Raw genomic sequence first — 20,003 nt, 5'->3', positions numbered from 1 at the left:
CCTGAGGGTACGACCCCAGCCTTTGCTCTTGGGGTGGCCGCATCCTGTAAAATTGCCCGATGGATAATATTACGCATTCGGTCATCGGCCTCGGGGTCGGCGAACTGGTACACCGCAGCCTGCCGCCCGAGCCGCAACTACCCGCGCAGCGCACCCGGCGTGCGCTGTTTCTATTTTCGGCATGGTTTGCCAGCAACGCGCCCGACCTCGACCTGGTGCTGACCAAGTTGTTGCCGCGCCCGTTCGGCTACATGCTGCACCACCGTGGCCACACGCATACCTTGCTGCTGGCCTTGCCCCAGGCGCTGATCTTGCTGGCCTTGCTGTGGCTGCTATGGCCGGGCGCGCGCCGTCTGCTGAAGGAAAGCGTGCCCGCCCGCATCGGCCTGGCCGCCTGCCTGCTGCTGGGATTCTGCTTGCACATGAGCATGGATTTTCTCAATTCCTATGGCTTGCACCCGTTTTATCCGTTCGACAGCCGCTGGCTGTATGGCGACATGGTCTTCATTGTCGAGCCGATGTTCTGGGTGCTGCTGGGCGTGCCCGTGATCATGTCTGTGCCTTACGGCATCGTCAAAAGCGTGCTGCTGGCGGGGCTGGCGGCGGCCCTGTGTTTCTTCACCTATAAAACCTATCTGGCGCCCGCCTCGCTGGCCGTGCTGCTGGGGCTGGGCGTGATCCTGGCCGTGCTGCAGGGACGGGCTGGCGAGCGGGGGCGGGGACCACTGCTGCTGGCCTTTGCGCTGGCCGCCACCTTCATCGGTACGCAGGGCGTGGCTTCCGCCCTCGGCCGTACGCGCATCGAGGCGGCCGTGCAGCGCCTTGACCCCGGCACGCGCGTGTGGGACGTGGCGATGACGGCTTTCCCCAGCAATCCGCTGTGCTGGATCTATGTCTCGCTCGACAGCAAGACGGACGTGTACACCTTGCGGCGCGGCACCCTGAGCCTGCTGCCCGCATCGCTGGCGCCCGCCGCTTGTCCGGCCGGGCTGGCCGAGACGGGCAAGAAGGAGCAGCAACTGGCGCCCGGCATCGCCGTGTCCGCCCGGGCGGCGGGCAGCCTGGCCGCCTTGCGCGCCTTGCAGGAAGACAATTGCTATGTCGATGCCTGGTTCCGCTTTGCGCGCATGCCCAGATTGAATGCCGACAAGCTGACGGACGTGCGTTTCAATCCTGGCATGCAGCCCAATTTCACGACCGTCGAATTGCAACAGTTCCGCAGCCGGCCATGCCCCGCCTACGTGCCGGGCTGGGACCGTCCCCGCGCGGACATGCTGGCGCCGCCGAAATAGAGAACGGCTGTGTTGCTTTTAGGCAAAAAATATCGCGGGTGCGCCTGTTTTGCCACGACCCAGCATGCAATAATTGCCAATTCGGCATGGATATCATTAAGTTAGGACTATTTTGGAAGAGCAGCACGCCTTACCGTATTTGCGAGAAACCCTGCTGTTTCTCGCCCTGGCCGGGATTTTTATCCCGCTATTGCAACGCCTGAAGGTCAACCAGGTGCTGGGCTTCCTGGCCGTGGGCGCCCTGTTCGGCCCGTTCGGCTTCGGCCTGTGGGCCGGCGATTTTACGTGGCTGACGTATTTCTCGTTCGTGCGGGCCGAGCAGGTGAGCGGCCTGGCCGAGCTGGGCGTGATGTTCTTGATGTTCATGATCGGCCTGGAGCTGTCGACGGAACGGCTGTGGGCGCTGCGGCGCTGGGTGTTCGGCGCGGGCGTGGGGCAGGTGGCCGTCAGCGCCTGCCTGATCGGCGGCGTGGCCTACTACTTTGGCCTGTCGCTGGAAGCGTCCATCGTGCTGGGCCTGGTGCTGTCGCTGTCGTCGACGGCCGTCGTGATGCAGTTGCTGACCGATCAGCGTTCTTTGCAGACGCCGGCCGGCCAGGCGGGTTTTTCCATCTTGATGTTCCAGGATTTGATGGTGGTGCCGCTGTTCATCCTGATCGACGTCTTCGCCAGCGGGCGCAGCGACGACCTGGCCTACCTGCTCAGCTTTGCGGCCGTGAAATCGGCGGGCGCCATCCTGCTCATCTATCTGCTGGGCCGCCGCGTGATCCGCCCGCTGTTCCAGTTCTTTGTCAAGAAGCACCAGCCCGACGTGTTCATGGCCCTGACCTTGCTCAGTACCCTGGGCATCGCCGGCCTGACGTATCTGGCGGGCCTGTCGATGGCGCTGGGCGCCTTGCTGGCCGGCCTGCTGCTGGCGGAAACGGAATTTCGCCACGAAGTGGAAGTGACGATCGAGCCCTTCAAGGGCTTGCTGATGGGGCTGTTCTTCATGTCCGTGGGCATGCAGATCGACGTGCGTGAAATCCTCAAGTCGCCCGTGCTGATTCCCTTGGCCGTGCTGAGCCTGTTTGCGCTGAAGACCTTGGTCATCAGCGTGATTTTCCGCATCGGCGGCTTTCACTGGGGGCGCGCCGTGGAAACGGGCGTGCTGCTGGGTCAGGGCGGCGAATTCGCCTTCATCGTCGTCGCGTATGCGCTCGGCACCAAGCTGATCGGCCCGCAGGTGGCGCAGTTCGTCATGCTGGTGGTGGGCCTGAGCCTGTTTGCCACGCCGGCCTTGGCCAAGGCGGCGCGCGCGTTCGGCAACTGGTGGGAACAGCGCCACCACCATCAGCTGGCCGACCTGGCGCACGGCGCGCTGCCGCCGCAGGGCAGCACCGTCATCATCGCCGGTTTCGGCCGGGTGGGGCAGTTGCTGGCCAAGGTGCTGACGGAGCAGGATATCGCGTATGTGGCGATTGAAAACGACGCGCGCCTGGTGACGACCCTGCATCCGCGCGGTTTCCCCGTGTATTTCGGCGATGCGTCGCGCGCGGAACTGTTGCAAAAGGTGAATGCGGACCGGGCTGCCGCCGTCGTGCTGACGATGGACCATGCGGCCTCCGTGCTGCATGCCGTGAAATCGATCCGCCGCGAATATCCGCAGCTGCCCGTGTATGCGCGGGCCCGTGACGAGGCGCATGCCGTGGCCCTGATACTGGCGGGCGCCACCCTGGTCGTGCCCGAGGCGCTGGAGTCGGCGCTGCAGCTGACGGCCACGGTATTGCACGAGGTAGGCCTGTCGGAAGCGCGCACGACGGACATCGTGCAAGCCGAGCGCGACCGGCGCAATGCCGTGCTGCTGGCGAAAAAGCTGTCATAGTGCTGCCGTAGCGCAACAGTGCGTGTCGCCGTGCTTTGTCAATTATCTATACAATAATAGTATATGAGCACATCAACCACATGAAAGCCGCGACGAAAAGCGGAGCGGCGCCCCTGACGCCGCAGCAGCTGGCGGCGCAGGAAACGCAGCAAAAATTTGGCAAGCCCGAGCGGGGCTGGCGCGAGAAGGTGTACACCGTCATCTTCGAGGCGGAAACGCGCACGGGCCGCGCCTTCGATTTGCTGCTGATCGCCGCCATCCTGATCAGCGTGACGGTGGTCGTGCTCAGCAGTGTCGCCTCCGTGGCCGAGCGCTATGGCACCTGGCTGACGGCGCTCGAATGGTTTTTCACGATTTTATTCACCATCGAATACTTCGCCCGCCTGGCGTGCCTGCAGCATCCGGTGCGCTACGCCAAGAGTTTCTTTGGCGTTATCGACTTGCTGGCCATCGTGCCAACCTACATCGGCTTGCTGCTGCCGGGCGCGCACGTGCTGATCGACGTGCGCATTTTGCGCCTGCTGCGCATGTTCCGTATCCTCAAGCTCACGTCGTATGTGCATGAATACACGGTGCTGGGGCGGGCCTTGCTGGCCAGCCGGCGCAAGATCCTCATCTTTCTGTCATTCGTCATGATGGTGGTCTTTCTGCTGGGCACGGTGATGTACGTCGTGGAAGGGCCGGAAAACGGTTTCAGCAGTATCCCCACGTCGATATACTGGGCCATCAGCACCATGACCACGGTGGGTTTCGGCGATATCACGCCGAAGACCGACATCGGGCGCACCATCGCCTCGTTGATGATGTTGCTGGGCTGGGGCATCCTGGCAGTGCCTACCGGCATTATCAGCGCCGAGATGACGGTACAGCGCAGCTCCAAGCTGGTCACCACGCGTACCTGCCCCACGTGCCTGAAAGAAGGGCTCGACGACGATGCCAATTTCTGCAAGAACTGCGGAGTCGCATTGCCGCCGCTGGCCCGCGATTAGCGCCTGAACCCTTCATCCACCGTATTTACTTTACTTTTTTAAGGCCAACATGATTCCAGTTCGCCTGATCGCGACGGGCAAAGCCGTGCCGTCGCACAGCGTTACCTCCGCCAGCCTGGACCTGAAACTGGGCCATCCGGCCGGCTACACCTTGCGCAAGAGCGGCGTGCTGTCGCGCTTTGTCGCCGCGCCCGATGAGTCGCAAAGCCAGCTGGGCGCCGCCGCTCTGCTCGATGCGCTGAAGAATGCCAGCCTGCGCCCGGCCGACATCGATCTTCTGATCTGCGCCTGCGGCGTGCCCGAGCAGGCATTGCCGAATACGGCCTGCTTCGTGGCCGAACATGCGGGCTTGCCGCCTGGCACGCAAAGCTTCGACGTCAACGCCAGTTGCCTCAGTTTCATGGCCGCCTTCCGCGTGGCCGCGTCCATGCTGGCCGGCGGCGCCTATCGGCGCATCGCCATCGTTTCGTCCGACCTCGCGTCGCGCGGCGTGGACTGGAGCGAGCCGGAAGCGTCGATGATCTTTGGCGACGGCGCCGCCGCCGTCATCGTCGAGCGGGGCGACGGCAGCGCGGGCATCCGCGCCTACAAGATGGGCACGTATCCGGAAGGGCGGCGCTACTGCGAAATCCGCGGCGGCGGCACCGAGCGCAACCCACGCAACGGCTGCGAACCGGGCGACTACCTGTTCCGCATGGATGGCAAGGCCGTGTTTCGCCTGGCCGTCAAGGTGATGCCGGATTTCCTGGCGGAATTGATGCAGGAGTCGGGCGCGGGACTGGACAAGGTCGACGTCGTCGTGCCGCACCAGGCCAGCCCATTGGGGCTCGCGCATGCGGCGCGCATCCTCGACGTCCCCGATGCTAAAATCATCAAGATCTTTGAAACGCATGGCAACCAGGTGGCCGCGTCCTTGCCCACCGCCCTGCACGAGGCGGTGATGACGGGGCGTGCCGTGGCAGGCCAGCGTTTGCTGATGATGGGCACGGCCGCTGGCCTGACCATCGGCGGCATGATACTTGACCTGTGAAGGTGGGGCAATGAGGCGGATACTGGTCACGGGAGCGACGGGCGGGCTGGGACGCAATGCCGTGCGCACCCTGCTGGCGCAGGGCGTGGAAGTGCGCGCCACGGGCCGCAACGCCGCCGTGGGCCGCGAACTCGAACGCATGGGCGCGCAATTCGTCGCGCTCGACCTGGCGCAGGCCACGCCGCGCCAGGTCGACGAACTCGTGCGCGGCATGGACACCGTCTGGCACTGCGCCGCGCTGTCGTCGCCCTGGGGCGCGGAACGCGACTTCATCGCCGCCAATGTCACGGCCACGGCCCAGCTGCTGCGCGCGGCCGCCAGCCTGCACGTGGCGCGCTTCGTGCACATCTCCACCCCGGCCATCTATTTCGACTACCGCAACCGCTACGAGGTGCCGGAATCCTTCCGCCCCGACGCCTTCGTCAACGCCTACGCGCGCAGCAAGGCGATGGCGGAAAAACTGGTGCAGGAGTGCGTCGACCGCCAGCGCGGCATGACGTGCGTGATCCTGCGACCACGCGCCATCTTCGGCCCGCACGACCAGGTCCTGATTCCGCGCCTGGCGAGGGTGCTGCAGGAGCGCGGCGGCAAGCTGCCGTTGCCCAATGGCGGCGCGGCCACCATCGACGTCACCTATGTGGACAACGTCGTGCATGCGATGTGGCTGGCCACCGTACACAAGACCATCGCTTCGGGCGCCGCCTTCAACATCACGAATGGCGAACCGGCGCGCTTGTGCGACATCTTGCGCACCCTGTTCTGCGACCATCTGCAGCAGCCGTTCGAGATCGTCAGCGTGCCTTACCGCGTGCTGGCGGCGGTCGCGCGCCTGATGCAGTTCGCCTCGCGTTTTACCCGCCGCGAGCCATCGCTGACGCCCTACAGCATCGGCGCGCTCAGTTTCGACATGACGCTCGATAACGCCAAGGCGCGCAAGGTGCTCGGCTACCGTCCCATCGTCAGCCTGCAGGACGGCATTGCCCGCACGGCGCAGTGGGTGCGCCAGGAAGCGGCGGCGCACAAGGTGGGCAAGGAGCGCAATGGCTAGCATCACCGCGTTTCGCGTCGGCCATTGCACCCATCCTTCGTGCATGGTCCTGAAAGGCAGCGGGCTGTCCAGCCGCTGCTTCCCTTCGCGCGCCTACCTGATCGAGACGCGCGCGGGCCCGTACCTGTGGGACACGGGCTACGCCGAGCACTTCCGCGCCGCCACGTCGAAAGGCGTGTACCGCATGTATGCGTGGGTGACGCCGATTTTCTTCGACGAGAACGAGTCGCTGCAGGGCCAGCTGCGCGCGCATGGCGTATCGCCCGGCGACATCCACACCCTGCTGCTGTCGCACTTTCACGCCGACCATATCGCCGGCATGCGCGACTTTCCCGGCGCGCGGCTGATGGCGTCCAAAACCGGTTGGGACGCCGTGCGCGGCCTGTCCGGCGTGGCCGCCGTGCGCCAGGCCTTCGTGCCCGAGCTGCTGCCGAACGATATCGCCGACCGCCTCGCCTTTGTGGAAAGCGTGCCCGAAACGGCCCTGCCGGCGGCCCTGCTGCCATTCACGCACGGGCGCGACGTCAGCGGCACGGGCGAGATCTACATCGTTGACTTGCCCGGCCACGCCATCGGCCATCTGGGCGCCTTCGTGCTGCAGGAGGGCGGCTGGACCCTGCTGGCGTCGGACGCGGCCTGGGTGCCGGAAAGCTTCCAGCAGTTGCGCGGCCCATCGGAACTGTCGTTCATCATCCAGCACAAGCGCGCGCCGTACTACGCCACCCTGAACCGGCTGCACCAGTTGCACCAGTCGGGCAATGCGCAGATCCGCATCACGCACGAAGATACGGTCGACTACATTGCCGTGGCGGGCCGCCCGTGAAGCGTATCGTCTGGCTGTTGCTGTCGTACTGGCGCACGCGCCGCTTGCGTTTCGCGGACCGCGCGCAGCTGGACGCCTATCAGCAGCGGCAGCTGGCCCGTTTCATCGATGTGCTGTGCGCGCGCAGCCGCTACTTCGCCCCATACCGCAACTTGCCGCTGGCGCAGTGGCCGACCATGAACAAGGCGCTGATGCTCGAGCATTTCGACGCCATGAACACGGAAGGAGTAACTTTGGCGCAGGCGATGGATGCGGCCATGGCGGCCGAGCATAGCCGCGACTTCACGCCGGCCGTGGGCGACATCACGGTGGGCCTGTCGTCGGGTACCTCGTCGCGGCGCGCCGTGTTTACCGTCAGCCCCCGCGAAAAGGCGCAATGGGCGGGCGTGATGCTGGCCAAGGCGCTGCCCGACGGCCTGTTTTCCGGCGAACGGGTGGCGCTGTTCCTGCGCGCGAACAGCAATCTGTACACGGCCGTGCGTTCGCCGTGGCTGACCTTTGCGTTTTACGATCTGTTCGAACCGTTCGACGCACTGTGCGCGCGGCTGGCGCAATACCGGCCATCCGTCATCGTCGCGCCGGCCCAGGTACTGCGCCAGCTGGCCTTGCGCGTCATCGACGGCAGCCTGGCGCTGGCGCCGAAAAAAGTCATCTCCGTGGCCGAAGTGCTGGAAGCGCAGGACCGCGCGCTGATCGTGCAGGCGTTTGGCGCCGTGCATGAAATCTACCAGGCCACCGAGGGTTTCCTTGCCAGCAGCTGCGAACACGGCGTGCTGCATTTGAACGAAGAATACGTGCACATCGAGCCGCAGTGGCTCGATGCGGAACAACGCCGCTTCGTACCCGTGATTACGGACTTTACGCGCATCACGCAGCCCATCGTGCGCTACCGCCTGGACGATATCCTGATCGCGCGCGCCACGCCATGCCCGTGCGGCCGCGCCACGCGCGCCATCGATGGCATCGAAGGGCGCTGCGACGATATGTTGTTCTTGCCATCCTTGCCATCGGCGAACGGCGGTGAACCGGTCGCCGTGTTTGCCGACGTGCTGACGCGCGCGTTCGCGCAAGCCTTGCCGCCGGACGCCGATTACCGCCTGTTGCAGTCGGGCGATAGCGCCTTGCAGCTGCATGCGGCGCTGGACGATGCGGGCCTGGCCGCCCTGCGCGCGCACCTGGCAACGGTGCTGCAGGGCCTGGGCGTGGCTGTCGATAGCCTGGCCTGGACGACGAGCAGCGAACTGCCTCCTTTTGACCCCACCATGAAACGGCGCCGCATCCGGCGTCTTGCCACCGCATGAAATCTGTAGACACCATGACGCTGTATTCCCGCCTGCTGCACTTGCTGGCCGGCTGGGGCAGCGTCGGCCTCGTGTATTTTTCCAGCGATTTGCTGCAAGGGCAGGGGGTACTCTTGCCCGAAACGGCCATCGACCGCGCCATTCCCTACAGCGACTCTGCCATCTGGCTGTACCTGTCCTTCTTCATCCTGATCCCGTACACCTACCTGGCGGCCGATGCGGCCCGCGTGCGCTGGCTGGCGCGCGCCATGGCGCTTTCCGCCGTCCTGTGCGGCGTGGTCTTCCTGCTGTATCCGACCACGCTCGCCTACCCGCCCGTGGGCGAGGGCAACGCGTGGAGCACGCAGGCGCTGCGCATGCTGCAGGCGGCGGATTCCACGCAAAACTGCCTGCCGTCGCTGCACGGCGCCCTGACCCTGCTGTGCGCGTGGGCCCTGTGCGACAAACGCCACCTGGTTCGTTCCGCGCTGGCCCTGGTGCTGGGCGTGGCTATCTGCTACGCCATCATCGCGCTGCGCCGGCACGTGAGCATCGATCTGGCCGCCGGCCTGTTTGTCGGCATCGCTGGCGGCATGCTGGCGAAAATGCAGGTATCCTTGGCTGCCCGCCGCGCCGTTTCCATCAAAACCGCACCATGATGAATCCATTTGCCCTGTCGTTCCTGATCATGCTGGCCTTCGTGCTGGCCGAACTGCTGATACTCAAATGGGTACGCAAGACACCCGTGCCGTGGAAGGACGTGATCTTCAATCTCAATTCCGGCCACATCCTGATGTGGGTGTTCCGCGGCGTGGAAGTGGCGGCCTTCGCCCTGCTGCTGCGCCATGCGAACCTGCACGTCGTCGACCAGTGGCCCGTGGCGGCGCAATGGATATTCGCGTTTTTTGCCTGGGACTTGTGCTTTTACTGGATGCACCGGCTGCACCATAAAATTCCGCTGCTGTGGGCCGTGCACGTGGTGCACCACCAGGGCGAGCATTTCAACCTGTCGCTGGGCGTGCGCAATTCCTGGTATTCGTCGCTGACGAATTTCCCCTTCATCGCCATCCTGGCTGTGCTGGGCGTGCCCCTGGAAATCTTCCTTGTCGTCTCGTCGCTGCATTACACGGTACAGTTCTACAACCACAATGCGCTGGTGAACAAGTCCGGCATCCTCGATCGTTTCATGGTCACGCCGTCGCACCACCGCGTGCACCATGGCACGGATAAACGCTACATCAACCGCAATTTCGGCGGCACCCTGCTGCTGTGGGACAGGCTGTTCGGCAGCTTCCAGCCCGAACTCGAGGGCGTGGAAATGCGCTATGGCGTGAAGGGCATGACACCCACGCATAACCCGCTGCTGGCCAGCAACGGGAAATTGTTCAAATGGCTGCGCGCGCGCTTTCCCCACTGGCAGTCGCGCGGCACCTTCCACGTGCCCGAGCTGTTCATCGGCACGGGCGGCGTGATCCTGTTCGGCCTCGTGATCTATTACGTCAACCATGAAGCGGTGCTGGCCGGTGCGCAGCAGGCCATTCTGTTCGCGCTGATCTTCGGCGGCACCCTGGCGCTGGGCGGTCTGTCCGACGCGCGCCGCTGGGGCGCCATCGCCTGGGTCGCCATCGCGCTGGCCATGCCGGCCCTGTACCTGGGCTGGTATGGCGCGCGCGACGTGTGGGGCATGGTCTTCCTGGCCACGCTGCTGGCGCATGGCCTCGATGGCGCGCGCCGCCTGTGGTGGCCGGCGGCAGCGGGGACGCGCGCGTGACGCAGCCTGTGCCTTCGCTGCCGCCGCTGCGCTTCCAGCCCGCCCGCGATTCCGCCTTCCGCCGCGAATTGCGCGCACGCGCCGACGCCTATCTGGCGGATGAAGGAACGCACCGCTTTGGCGACGCGCGCCTGCATGCGAAAACCGTCTTCCTGGCCGCGCTGACGGTGGGCCTGTATGCGCTGGCGCTGAATGCCGGCAGTACCTGGCCGTTTGTCGCCAGCTATGTCGCTTGCCTGGTCGCGGCCATGGCGCTGGCCATGAATACCCTGCACGACGCGGCCCACAGCGCCGTCTTCCGCCGGGGATTCCTGAACCGCGTGCTGATCCGCCTGGTGGGCTTGCCCGTGGGCGTGGATACGGATTTCTGGACCATCCGCCACGTACACTTTCATCACACGTATGCGAACGTGGAAGGCTATGATCTCGACACGGAGCCGAACCCCTTCCTGCGCCAGACGCCGTTTCAACGCTGGTCGCCCCAGTACCGCTATCAATACCTGTACTGGCCCGTGGTGGCGGCCCTGTCGCTGCCGTACCTGAACTGGTATGGCGACTGGCTGGACCGCTTCGGCAAGACGCCGGTGGCCGCGCACAGCCGCTTGCAGGGCTGGCGCGGCTGGCTGTCGTTCCTCGGCTGGAAGCTGGGCCACGTGGCGCTGGTGCTGGCGCTGCCCATGTGGGTGCTGCAGCAGCATGGCATCGCCTGGAACGTGGTGCTGGGCGCGTATTTCCTGGGCCAGATGATCGCCTCGTGCGCGCTGGTGGCGCTGATCCTCGGCACCCACTGGGCCGAAGTGGAATTCTTCCAGCCGGGTCAGGACGGCACCTTGCCGCACGACTGGTACCAGCACACGTTTTATACGGCCTGCGACTGGACGCCGAAACCGCGCGTGCTGCGCTGGCTCGGTTATTGGCTGGGCGGCTTGAATCTGCACCTGACGCACCATTTGTTCCCCACCTGGAACCATCGCCACTATCCGGCGCTGGCGCGCATCCTGGCCGAACTGGCGCCGCGCCATGGCCTCGTCTACCGCGAACTCGGTTACGGCCAGCTGCAAGAGTCGCAGCAGCAATTCCTGCGCGCCATGGGCCAGCCGCCCACTCGCACCTGACGAATCGTGCTTGACTCGGTTTCCGTTCCGTCTTACATTTCTGTAACGACAGAAATTAGAGAAAATCATGGAACTGAGTCCGACCACGCAGAAGTACATTTTGCACTGGGGCGAAATGGGCACGCGCTGGGGCGTCAACCGCACGGTGGCGCAAATCCACGCGCTGCTGTTCCTGGCCAATGAACCGCTGACGGCGGAAGACATCGCGGCCAGCCTGAACGTGGCCCGCTCGAACGTCAGCAACAGCCTGAAGGAATTGCAAAGCTGGGGCCTGGCGCGCAGTACGCACGTGATGGGGGACCGGCGCGACCACTTCGTCGCCCTGCAGGATGTGTGGGAAATCTTCCGCGTCATCATGGAGGAGCGCAAGCGGCGCGAGATCGATCCCACCCTGACGGTGCTGCGCGAATGCGCGATCGAGGGCGAGCACGATGCGGCCATTCCACCGGCCACGCTCGAGCGCATGGGCGAAGTGCTGGCCTTTCTGGAAATGCTCAGCAGCACCTATAGCGACTATAAAAATCTGCCGCCGGCGACCCTGCAGCGCATGCTGTCGATGGGCGGCAAGGTGGCCAAGTTCCTCAGCCCGGAAGACAAACCTGGCAAGCGCGCAAAATCATGAACAGCCCCTCGGAAGGAGAACTGTTCAAGAAGGTGATGGGCGCACAGTGGCTGACCCTGCACCCCGATATCCGCCGCCGCTTCGAGAAAAATCCCGCGCCGGGCCAGCCCCTGTATTACCGGGGCGAGCTCAGTGAACTCACCAGCTCGCGCCTGGGAAAATTCCTCGGCTGGCTGACGCGCCCCTTCATCGATGGCGCCCTGATTCCGCATGACGATCACGATTTTCCCGTCGATATCGAAGTCTATTCGCGCCCCGGCTGCCCGTTCATTTTCAAGCAGCGCACCTACCGCTTGCATGGCCGCGCGCCGATCCGCTTCACCTCCTATATGGCGGAAAGCGCGAAGGGCGAAGTGCTCGAATACGTGGGCATGGGCCTGGGCATGAAGCTGGTGCTGCACGTCGAAGACGGCAATCTGCATTTCACCAGCGACGGCTATTTTTGGGATCTTTTCGGCTGGCGCCTGCCGCTGCCCGGCGTGCTCACGCCCGGAAAAACCTTTCTGTGCCACCGCAATGAAACGCCGCAGCAGTTCAACATCCGCATCGAGATTCGCCACGCGCTGTTCGGCACCACGTTCACGCAGGCGGGCGTGTTCCGCGAATCGGCCGCACCGGAAATGAAGGAGACACCATGAATACGCATCTGCTGGCCCTGCAACTGATGGCGGCGCAAGGCTGCCTGGGCGCCTTCGACACCATCTACCACCATGAAATTACGGAGGCGCTGCCGCAAAAGGCATCGGCGCGCCTGGAGCTGACGATCCACGCGACGCGCGCCCTGATCTACAGCCTGCTGTTCGTGGGCCTGGCGGCCTGGGAGTGGCATGGCGCCTGGGCCTGGGTGCTGGTGATCGTGTTTGGCGTGGAAATCGTATTGACCTTGTGGGACTTCGTCGTCGAAGACCGGACGCGCCTCTTGCCCGCCACGGAGCGGGTCACGCACACGGTGCTGGCGATTAACGCGGGCGCTTTCATCGCCCTGCTGGCCCTGAACAGCAGCGAATGGGCGAGCTTGCCGACGGCCCTCGTGTGGCAGCCGTATGGCTGGCTCAGCGTCTTCCTCGCCCTGTGCGGCGTGGGTGTGGGCTTGTCCGGACTGCGCGACGCGTATGCCGTGTGGCAGCTGGGACGGCGCAAGGTGCAAGAGACAGCAGAGCAAGAGGAACACCTGCGCTTTGCCAGCACGCCGCAGTCCGTACTGGTGACGGGCGCCACGGGTTTCATCGGCCAGCAGTTAGTCAGTGCCTTGCTGGCCGACGGCCATGCGGTGACGGTGCTGACGCGCCAGCCGAAGCAGGCCGCGTGGACCTTTGATGGCCAGGTGCGCTGTATCCAGTCGTTCGACGAATTGGCGGACGCGCAGCGCATCGACATGGTCGTCAATCTGGCCGGCGCGCGCATCGTCGGGCGGCGCTGGACGGAGGCGCGCAAGACCGCCTTGCGCCGCAGCCGCGTCGCGCTGACGCAGGCACTGGTGGCGTGGATCGCCCGCGCGCAGCACAAGCCGCGGGTGCTGCTGTCGGCGTCGGCCATCGGCTACTACGGCGTGCAGCTGCAGGGCGACGACACGGAATTGACGGAGGAGAGCACACCGCAAGCCATCTTCATGTCGCAGCTGTGCCAGGAGTGGGAAGCGGCCGCGCGCCAGGCGGAGAAATTTGGCGTGCAGGTGGGCTGCATGCGCTTTGGCCTCGTCTTCGGTCACCAGGGTTCGCTGCCGCAGATGCTCTTGCCGGTCCGCTTTGGCGTGGGCGGCCCGCTGGGCAGCGGCAGGCAATGGGTCACGTGGGTGCATGTGCGCGACGTGATCCGCGGCATCGCCCATCTGGCGCGCCGCAGCGAAGAGCAGGCGGTGAGCGGTGCGTATAACTTCTGCGCGCCGGAAGCCATAGCGCAGCGCCGTTTCGCCCAGGTGGCGGGCGCCGTGCTGCACCGCCCCAGCTTCATGCCCACGCCGGCCTTCGTCATGCAAGCCTTGCTGGGCGAGCAGGCCGATTTGCTGGTCGAAGGCCAAAGGGTCGCGCCGCGCCGCTTGCTGGCCGACGGCTTTGTCTTCCGTCATCCGCAGCTGGAAGGGGCGCTGCGCAGCCTGTAGCCGCCGTTCTGAGCGTAGAATGAGGCATGCTCCGGGGTCAGACCCGCCGGGTCTGACCCCATCAGGAGACGCCCATGCCCTCATTCAGCCATACGATAGACAGCCATACCTATACGTTCGCCAGCCTGAAGGAGCTGCTGGCCAAGGCCACGCCGCTGCGTTCGGGCGACGTGCTGGCCGGCGTGGCGGCTGCCAGCGCGCGGGAGCGGGTGGCGGCGCAGCTGGCGCTGGCCGACGTGCCGCTATCGCTGTTCCTCAGCGAGGCGCTGGTGCCGTACGACGAGGACGAGGTCACGCGCCTGATCATCGACAGCCACGAGCGCACCGCCCTTGCGCCGATTGCGCACCTGTGCGTGGGCGATTTTCGCGACTGGCTGCTCGATGACGCGACGGATACGCAAACGCTGGCGCGCGTCGCCGCCGGCATCACGCCGGAAATGGCGGCCGCCGTCTCAAAAATCATGCGCTTGCAGGACCTAGTGCTGGTGGCCCGCAAGTGCCGGATCGTGACGGCCTTTCGCAATACCCTGGGACTGGAAAACCGTTTGTCCACGCGGCTGCAGCCGAACCACCCGACGGATGACGCGACGGGGATTGCCGCCTCCATACTCGATGGCCTGCTGCTGGGTAGCGGCGACGCCGTGATCGGCATCAATCCCGCCACCGACAATGTGGCGCAGGTGGTCTCGCTGCTGCACCTGCTCGACGCCGTCATCGACCAGTACCGGATTCCCACGCAGTCATGCGTGCTCACGCACATCACCAATACCATCGAGGCGATACGCCGCGGCGCGCCCGTCGACCTCGTGTTCCAGTCGGTGGCGGGTACGCAGGCGGCCAACCGCAGCTTCGGCATCGACCTGGCGCTGCTGGCCGAAGGGCAGGCGGCGGCCCTGTCGCTGGGGCGCGGCACGGTGGGCAACAACGTCATGTACTTCGAGACGGGGCAGGGCAGCGCGCTGTCGGCCGGTGCGCACCACGGCATGGACCAGCAGACGTGCGAAGCGCGCGCGTATGCGGTGGCGCGCGCGTATCAGCCGCTGCTGGTCAATTCCGTCGTCGGCTTCATCGGCCCCGAATATCTGTACGACGGCAAGCAGATCATGCGCGCGGGGCTGGAAGACCATTTCTGCGCCAAGCTGCTTGGTCTGCCCATGGGCTGCGACGTGTGTTACACCAACCATGCGGAAGCGGACCAGGACGACATGGACGCCTTGCTGACCATGCTGGGCGTGGCCGGCTGCAATTTCATCATGGGCGTGCCGGGCGCGGACGACATCATGCTCGGCTACCAGAGCACCTCGTTCCACGACGCCCTGTATGCGCGCCGGGTGCTGGGCTTGCGCCCTGCGCCGGAATTCGCGGCCTGGCTGGCGCGCATGCGGATCACGGATGGGCAGGGCCGTTTGAACACGGCGCTGGCGCCGGCCTTCCAGGCAGCCCTGCTGCGCCTGGACGATTAGGGAGCACGCATGGATGAAAACTATCCTTGGCAGGCGCTGCGCGCGCATACGGCCGCCCGCATCGCGTTGGGACGCCGTGGCGTGAGCGTGCCGACCAAGGCGCAGCTGGCGTTCCAGCTGGCCCACGCGCAGGCGCGCGACGCCGTGCACCTGGCGCTCGATGGCGAGGGCCTGGCGCGCGTTCTCGCCGCGCAGGGGCAAGATTGCGTGCAGCTGCACAGCGCCGCCGCCACGCGCGCCGACTATCTGCAACGCCCCGACCTGGGGCGCCGGCTCGACGAAGGCTCACGGGCGCGGCTGGCCACCGCTGCTACGGGAGTCGACCTGGCGCTGGTGGCGGCCGATGGCCTGTCGGCGCTGGCCGTGCAGCGTCACGCGGCACCGTTCCTGGCCGCCCTGCGCGAAAGGCTGGCGCTGGAGACGTGGACGCTGTCGCCGCTGCACATCGTGGCGCAGGGACGGGTAGCTGTCGGCGACGAGGTGGGGGAATTATTGCAGGCGCGCGCCGTGCTGGTGCTGATCGGCGAGCGGCCCGGCTTGACTTCTCCGGACAGCCTGGGCCTGTACCTGACGTGGGCACCTGCAGTGGGCTTGCTGGACGAGCGCCGCAACTGCATTTCGAACGTGCGCCCCGAAGGGCTGGCGTATGCGCAGGCGGCGTACCGGCTGCATTATTTGCTGTCGCAGGCGTTCAGCCGGCAGCTATCGGGCGTGGGATTGAAGGATGAAACGGTGGCGGAAGGGAGCGTGGCTGCGGGGCGGAATTTTTTGCTGGCGAAGTAGGCGCTGGAGAAAAAGCGACAAACGGCAGGGGACAGGCCCGACGGGACTGTCCCCAAACGATTAAACTTCGCGGATTTCGTCCAGCGGCCAGCGCGGGCGCACGTTGAACGAGTAATCGTGCTTGGCGGCGTCGGGATTGATTTGCAGGCGCATGGCGCCCGCAAAAGCGATCATGGCGCCGTTGTCGGTACAGAATTCCAGCTCCGGGTAATACACCTTGAAACGCTTCTTGGCGGCGGCCGCGTTGAGCGAGGCGCGCAACTGCGCGTTGGCGCCCACGCCGCCGGCGATCACCAGGCGTTTCAAACCCGTGTGCTTGAGGGCCGACACGCATTTGGCCGTCAGCACGTCGACGATGGCGTCGACGAAGCCGCGCGCGATGTTCGCTTTGTCCTGTTCGCAGATATTCGCGATGACTTTTTCTTCATGGTTTTTCACCACCGTCAGCACGGCCGTCTTCAGGCCGGAAAAGCTGAAATTGAAATCCTTCGAATGCAGCATCGGGCGTGGCAGTTTATACGCGAGCGGGTCGCCAAATTCTGCCAGGCGCGAAATGGCGGGGCCGCCCGGATAACCGAGTCCCAGCAGCTTGGCCGACTTGTCGAACGCTTCGCCGGCCGCATCGTCGAGCGTTTCGCCCAGCATCGTGTACTGGCCCACGCCGTCGACGCGCATCAGCTGCGTGTGGCCGCCCGAGACCAGCAGGGCGATGAAGGGGAATTCCGGCGGTTCCGAAGCCAGCAAGGGCGACAGCAGATGGCCTTCCAGGTGGTGGATGCCCAGCACCGGCTTGTTGATGGCCAGGCCCAGGCTGCAGGCGACGGAGGAGCCGACCAGCAGCGCGCCGGCCAGGCCTGGACCTTGCGTGTAGGCGATGGCGTCGATCGCGGGCAGGGTGATGCCGGCCCTGGTCAGGGTTTCTTCGAGCAGCGGGATGGCGCGGCGGATATGGTCGCGCGACGCCAGTTCCGGCACCACGCCGCCATATTGCTCGTGCATGGCGACTTGCGAATAGAGGGCGTGCGACAGCAGGCCGCGTTGCGTGTCGTACAAGGCCAGGCCGGTTTCGTCACAGGAGGATTCGACGCCAAGAACAATCATGAAGGTGCTAAATAGGGAGGAGTAATCCGCCATTGTAATGGAAAGCCCAGCAGCAGGCTCCAGGGTGCAAGCGCCGCGTGGCATTTGCACCCATGCTCAAGCGTGATCAGGCAGCGCGCGCGCGTTGACGGCGGCTGACGACCCATGGCAGCAGCAGGCCGCCCAACAGCATCATCCAGGTCGACGGTTCTGGTACCGGCAGAGCGGTGGTATGGATAGTCAGGAAGGAATTTTCGGCGCCCAGCCAGCCACTCGATGATATTTTCCGTTCGTCGCCAAACTCATTGTAGTAGTAGCCATAGCCCAATTGGAGGAACAGGTTGCCTTCGAGGCTAAGGCTGACAGTATCAGGCAGATCCAGCAGGCCGGTATTAAAGCTGAGCAGGCCGCTTCCATTGATATTTTCCTCCTTCGCTCCCACGAGACTGAGCTGCTTGCCATCTGTGCCGCGCACAGACAGATAGGCCGTGGCGACGCTGGTGGCATGGCCAGGTTGTCCGCTGTAACCTGGCGGCGCCTCGCTGTCCTGCAATAGACCGGACAGTTGCGATGAATAGGAGAAGCCGGTGATCTTGTAGCCAGGCTTTGCCGTCAGTTGGAATGATTGCGTGCCTAGGAGGGGAACCGAGTTGTACTTGTTCAAGCCCGCGCCGAAATCCAGGGTAGCCGCTCCCGGTGTGCTGGAAACGAGCGTGGGACTTGCAGGTTTGTCGAACCAGTATTGAACTTCCGCCGGATAGTTGATGGTGATGGAGCCGAGATCGGCGGGAGGAGCCGCATGCGCGCCAGGCATCATCAGGAAGGCGGCGAAACCGATTGCGGCAAGTCGTGTGGAAGGATGCATATAAACCTCTTTGTTGGAGAAGTGGGAAGTTTTCAGTGAAAGTATTAAAAATGCATGCTAATAATACATGTAATTATCAAAATAACACTGGAATAGTCTTTCGTTTTTGGCATTGCATTTATTTCCATGCACCGCCGCCGACTATTTTTGCGCACTGATGGTGCATGCTGGTCTTGGGTAGCGGAATATCGCCTTGGAGTTTGCCCCTCCGGCACTGGCACCGCTCTTGCTTATGCAAGCGTGTACCTTTCTCGAGGGAGCTTGCGATGTCGGAACAATGGAAAATGATTTGCCGCCTGAAGGACATGCCGCTGGCGGGCGCGCGCATGGTGCAGCGGGGCCTGGCGTGGCAGGATTTACCGGGCGTGGCGCTGTTTCGCGCAGCTGACGATACGGTGTACGCGCTGCTCGACACGGTGCCTTGCCTGGGCGGCCCGCTCGCGCAGGGAGTGCTGATGGAGAAAAACCTGATGGGGCCGAAGAACAGCTGGATCATCGAGCTCGATTCGGGCCGCCTGGTGGCGCCCGTGCAGGGCTTGGCGCGTATGTACGCCGTGCGCATCCTGGACGGACGCATCTACCTGGACATGAATGAATTGAATATCCCGGCCAGCAAGGCGGAACAGGCGCTGGCGGGATCGTTTGCCGTGCTGCCGCATGTGCAGATGGCGTGATATGTCTCGTGGTGGTGTCGGCTTACGCGCTGTGCGCTAAGCCGACCTACGCATTGAAGCGGCCGGCCGGGTAGGTCGGATTAGCGCGCAAGCGCGTAATCCGACAATACTGTTGGCAGTAACTACGATAGTTACGCAGGGCGGTTCAGCAGGTGCGCATGCGCATCGCGCAGCATGGTCGCCGTCGTGTCCCAGTCGATGCAGCCGTCGGTGACGGAGCAGCCGTAGGTCAGTTGCGACAGGTCTTGCGGGATCTTCTGGTTGCCGCCAACGATGTTCGATTCGATCATCACACCCACCAGCGAGCGGTTGCCCTGGCGGATCTGGTTGATCACGTCGCCCATCACCAGCGGTTGCAGCTCCGGCTTTTTGTAGCTGTTCGCATGCGAGCAATCGACCACCAGGTTGGCCGGCAGCTTGGCCTTGGCCAGCGCCTGTTCGGCGATGGCGATCGACACCGAATCGTAGTTCGGACGGCCGTCGCCGCCGCGCAGCACGACGTGGCCATACGCGTTGCCGCGCGTGCGCACGATGGCGACGTTGCCTTCGCCATTGATGCCCAGGAAGGAGTGCGGATGCGCCGACGACAAGATCGCGTTTACCGCGATGCTGATGTCGCCATCGGTGCCGTTCTTGAAGCCGACTGGCGTCGACAGGCCCGACGACATTTCGCGGTGCGTCTGCGATTCCGTCGTGCGCGCGCCGATGGCAGTCCAGGCGATCAGGTCGCCCAGGTATTGCGGCGAGATCGGGTCCAGCGCCTCGGTGGCGGTGGGCAGGCCCAGTTCGCACACGTCGAGCAGGAACTGGCGCGCCTTTTCCATGCCTTCGTTGACCTTGAACGAATCGTCCATATACGGGTCGTTGATATAGCCTTTCCAGCCCGTGGTGGTACGCGGTTTTTCGAAATACACGCGCATCACCAGCAGCATCGTGTCCTTGACTTCCTCTTGCAGCGCTTTCAGGCGGCGCGCGTAATCGAGGCCGGCGACGGGGTCGTGGATCGAGCATGGGCCGACGACGACGAACAGGCGCTGGTCCTTGCGGTCGATGATGTTGCGCAGCGCTTCGCGGCCGCGGCTGACGGTGTCGAAGGCGCTCTCCGACAGGGGCAGCTTGGCGTGCAGTTCGGCCGGTGTCGGCATGGGCGCGAAAGAGGTGACGTTGATATTTTCGATGTCTGGCGTATTCATGATTCTGGCTCGG

General features: G+C 64.5%; 19 protein-coding genes. 16 read left to right on the top strand and 3 right to left on the bottom strand.

Translation table 11 applies throughout. The annotated features are described in order from the left end of the window. Positions 1 to 59 precede the first annotated feature (59 nt). The 15 genes from OPV09_RS25200 to eutC all read left to right on the top strand — a co-directional run bounded on the left by OPV09_RS25200 (position 60) and on the right by eutC (position 16,178). Positions 60 to 1,292, top strand: coding sequence for a metal-dependent hydrolase (locus OPV09_RS25200; protein WP_338679668.1), 1,233 nt, complete (start codon positions 60 to 62; stop codon positions 1,290 to 1,292). Positions 1,293 to 1,404: 112 nt separating this feature from the next. Further along, positions 1,405 to 3,156, top strand: a complete 1,752-nt coding sequence (locus OPV09_RS25195; RefSeq protein ID WP_034746925.1) for a cation:proton antiporter — start codon at positions 1,405 to 1,407, stop codon at positions 3,154 to 3,156. Between the two features lie 80 nt (positions 3,157 to 3,236). After that, positions 3,237 to 4,145 (top strand): ion transporter, encoded by a 909-nt coding sequence (locus OPV09_RS25190; RefSeq protein WP_070301274.1) that lies wholly within the window; start codon positions 3,237 to 3,239, stop codon positions 4,143 to 4,145. A gap of 49 nt (positions 4,146 to 4,194) precedes the next feature. Further along, a complete protein-coding gene (locus tag OPV09_RS25185; RefSeq protein WP_034746931.1) occupies positions 4,195 to 5,175 on the top strand; it encodes a 3-oxoacyl-[acyl-carrier-protein] synthase III C-terminal domain-containing protein in 981 nt (326 codons plus the stop codon). Positions 5,176 to 5,185: 10 nt separating this feature from the next. Then, a complete protein-coding gene (locus tag OPV09_RS25180) occupies positions 5,186 to 6,223 on the top strand; it encodes an NAD-dependent epimerase/dehydratase family protein (RefSeq protein WP_338679667.1) in 1,038 nt (345 codons plus the stop codon). Continuing rightward, positions 6,216 to 7,046: an MBL fold metallo-hydrolase gene (locus OPV09_RS25175; RefSeq protein WP_338679666.1), complete on the top strand. Its 831-nt coding sequence runs from the start codon at positions 6,216 to 6,218 to the stop codon at positions 7,044 to 7,046. Before OPV09_RS25180 ends, OPV09_RS25175 begins: the two co-directional genes overlap by 8 nt. Continuing rightward, on the top strand, positions 7,043 to 8,347 hold the full coding sequence (locus tag OPV09_RS25170) for a F390 synthetase-related protein (protein ID WP_338679665.1): 1,305 nt from the start codon (positions 7,043 to 7,045) through the stop codon (positions 8,345 to 8,347). The genes OPV09_RS25175 and OPV09_RS25170 overlap by 4 nt, the downstream gene beginning before the upstream one ends. A gap of 14 nt (positions 8,348 to 8,361) precedes the next feature. Further along, a complete protein-coding gene (locus OPV09_RS25165; protein WP_338679664.1) occupies positions 8,362 to 8,985 on the top strand; it encodes a phosphatase PAP2 family protein in 624 nt (207 codons plus the stop codon). Further along, positions 8,982 to 10,097 (top strand): sterol desaturase family protein, encoded by a 1,116-nt coding sequence (locus OPV09_RS25160; RefSeq protein WP_338679663.1) that lies wholly within the window; start codon positions 8,982 to 8,984, stop codon positions 10,095 to 10,097. Before OPV09_RS25165 ends, OPV09_RS25160 begins: the two co-directional genes overlap by 4 nt. Continuing rightward, positions 10,094 to 11,212, top strand: a complete 1,119-nt coding sequence (locus OPV09_RS25155) for an acyl-CoA desaturase (protein ID WP_338679662.1) — start codon at positions 10,094 to 10,096, stop codon at positions 11,210 to 11,212. Before OPV09_RS25160 ends, OPV09_RS25155 begins: the two co-directional genes overlap by 4 nt. Positions 11,213 to 11,279: 67 nt before the next feature. Next, positions 11,280 to 11,834 carry a GbsR/MarR family transcriptional regulator gene (locus tag OPV09_RS25150; protein ID WP_034746943.1) on the top strand — a complete coding sequence of 185 codons (555 nt, stop codon included), beginning with the start codon at positions 11,280 to 11,282 and terminating at the stop codon, positions 11,832 to 11,834. Further along, positions 11,831 to 12,472, top strand: a complete 642-nt coding sequence (locus tag OPV09_RS25145) for a DUF4166 domain-containing protein (RefSeq protein WP_338679661.1) — start codon at positions 11,831 to 11,833, stop codon at positions 12,470 to 12,472. The genes OPV09_RS25150 and OPV09_RS25145 overlap by 4 nt, the downstream gene beginning before the upstream one ends. Beyond that, positions 12,469 to 13,932, top strand: a complete 1,464-nt coding sequence (locus tag OPV09_RS25140) for a TIGR01777 family oxidoreductase (protein ID WP_338679660.1) — start codon at positions 12,469 to 12,471, stop codon at positions 13,930 to 13,932. Before OPV09_RS25145 ends, OPV09_RS25140 begins: the two co-directional genes overlap by 4 nt. 74 nt (positions 13,933 to 14,006) lie before the next feature. Then, positions 14,007 to 15,395, top strand: coding sequence for an ethanolamine ammonia-lyase subunit EutB (locus tag OPV09_RS25135; protein WP_338679659.1), 1,389 nt, complete (start codon positions 14,007 to 14,009; stop codon positions 15,393 to 15,395). Positions 15,396 to 15,404: 9 nt separating this feature from the next. Next, positions 15,405 to 16,178, top strand: a complete 774-nt coding sequence (gene eutC / locus OPV09_RS25130; RefSeq protein ID WP_338679658.1) for an ethanolamine ammonia-lyase subunit EutC — start codon at positions 15,405 to 15,407, stop codon at positions 16,176 to 16,178. A gap of 60 nt (positions 16,179 to 16,238) precedes the next feature. On the opposite strand, the gene tsaD is transcribed toward eutC, so the two are convergent. Together tsaD and OPV09_RS25120 are read right to left on the bottom strand one after the other, a co-directional pair. Then, positions 16,239 to 17,279 (bottom strand): tRNA (adenosine(37)-N6)-threonylcarbamoyltransferase complex transferase subunit TsaD, encoded by a 1,041-nt coding sequence (tsaD, locus tag OPV09_RS25125; protein WP_338679657.1) that lies wholly within the window; start codon positions 17,277 to 17,279, stop codon positions 16,239 to 16,241. 106 nt (positions 17,280 to 17,385) lie between these two features. Continuing rightward, complete coding sequence (locus tag OPV09_RS25120; RefSeq protein ID WP_338679656.1) at positions 17,386 to 18,123, bottom strand: PEP-CTERM sorting domain-containing protein; 738 nt, start codon at positions 18,121 to 18,123, stop codon at positions 17,386 to 17,388. A 266-nt stretch (positions 18,124 to 18,389) separates the two neighbouring features. Between OPV09_RS25120 and OPV09_RS25115 the strand changes: the two genes are divergently transcribed. Then, positions 18,390 to 18,797 (top strand): nitrite reductase (NAD(P)H) small subunit, encoded by a 408-nt coding sequence (locus tag OPV09_RS25115; RefSeq protein ID WP_338679655.1) that lies wholly within the window; start codon positions 18,390 to 18,392, stop codon positions 18,795 to 18,797. Positions 18,798 to 18,928: 131 nt separating this feature from the next. On the opposite strand, the gene OPV09_RS25110 is transcribed toward OPV09_RS25115, so the two are convergent. Next, positions 18,929 to 19,990, bottom strand: coding sequence for a 3-deoxy-7-phosphoheptulonate synthase (locus OPV09_RS25110; protein ID WP_290603517.1), 1,062 nt, complete (start codon positions 19,988 to 19,990; stop codon positions 18,929 to 18,931). Positions 19,991 to 20,003 lie beyond the last annotated feature (13 nt).

The sequence above is a fragment of the Janthinobacterium sp. TB1-E2 genome, assembly GCF_036885605.1.
GTDB classification, from domain to species: Bacteria; Pseudomonadota; Gammaproteobacteria; order Burkholderiales; family Burkholderiaceae_D; genus Janthinobacterium; species Janthinobacterium aestuarii.
This window is presented reverse-complemented; position numbering and strand designations above follow the sequence as displayed.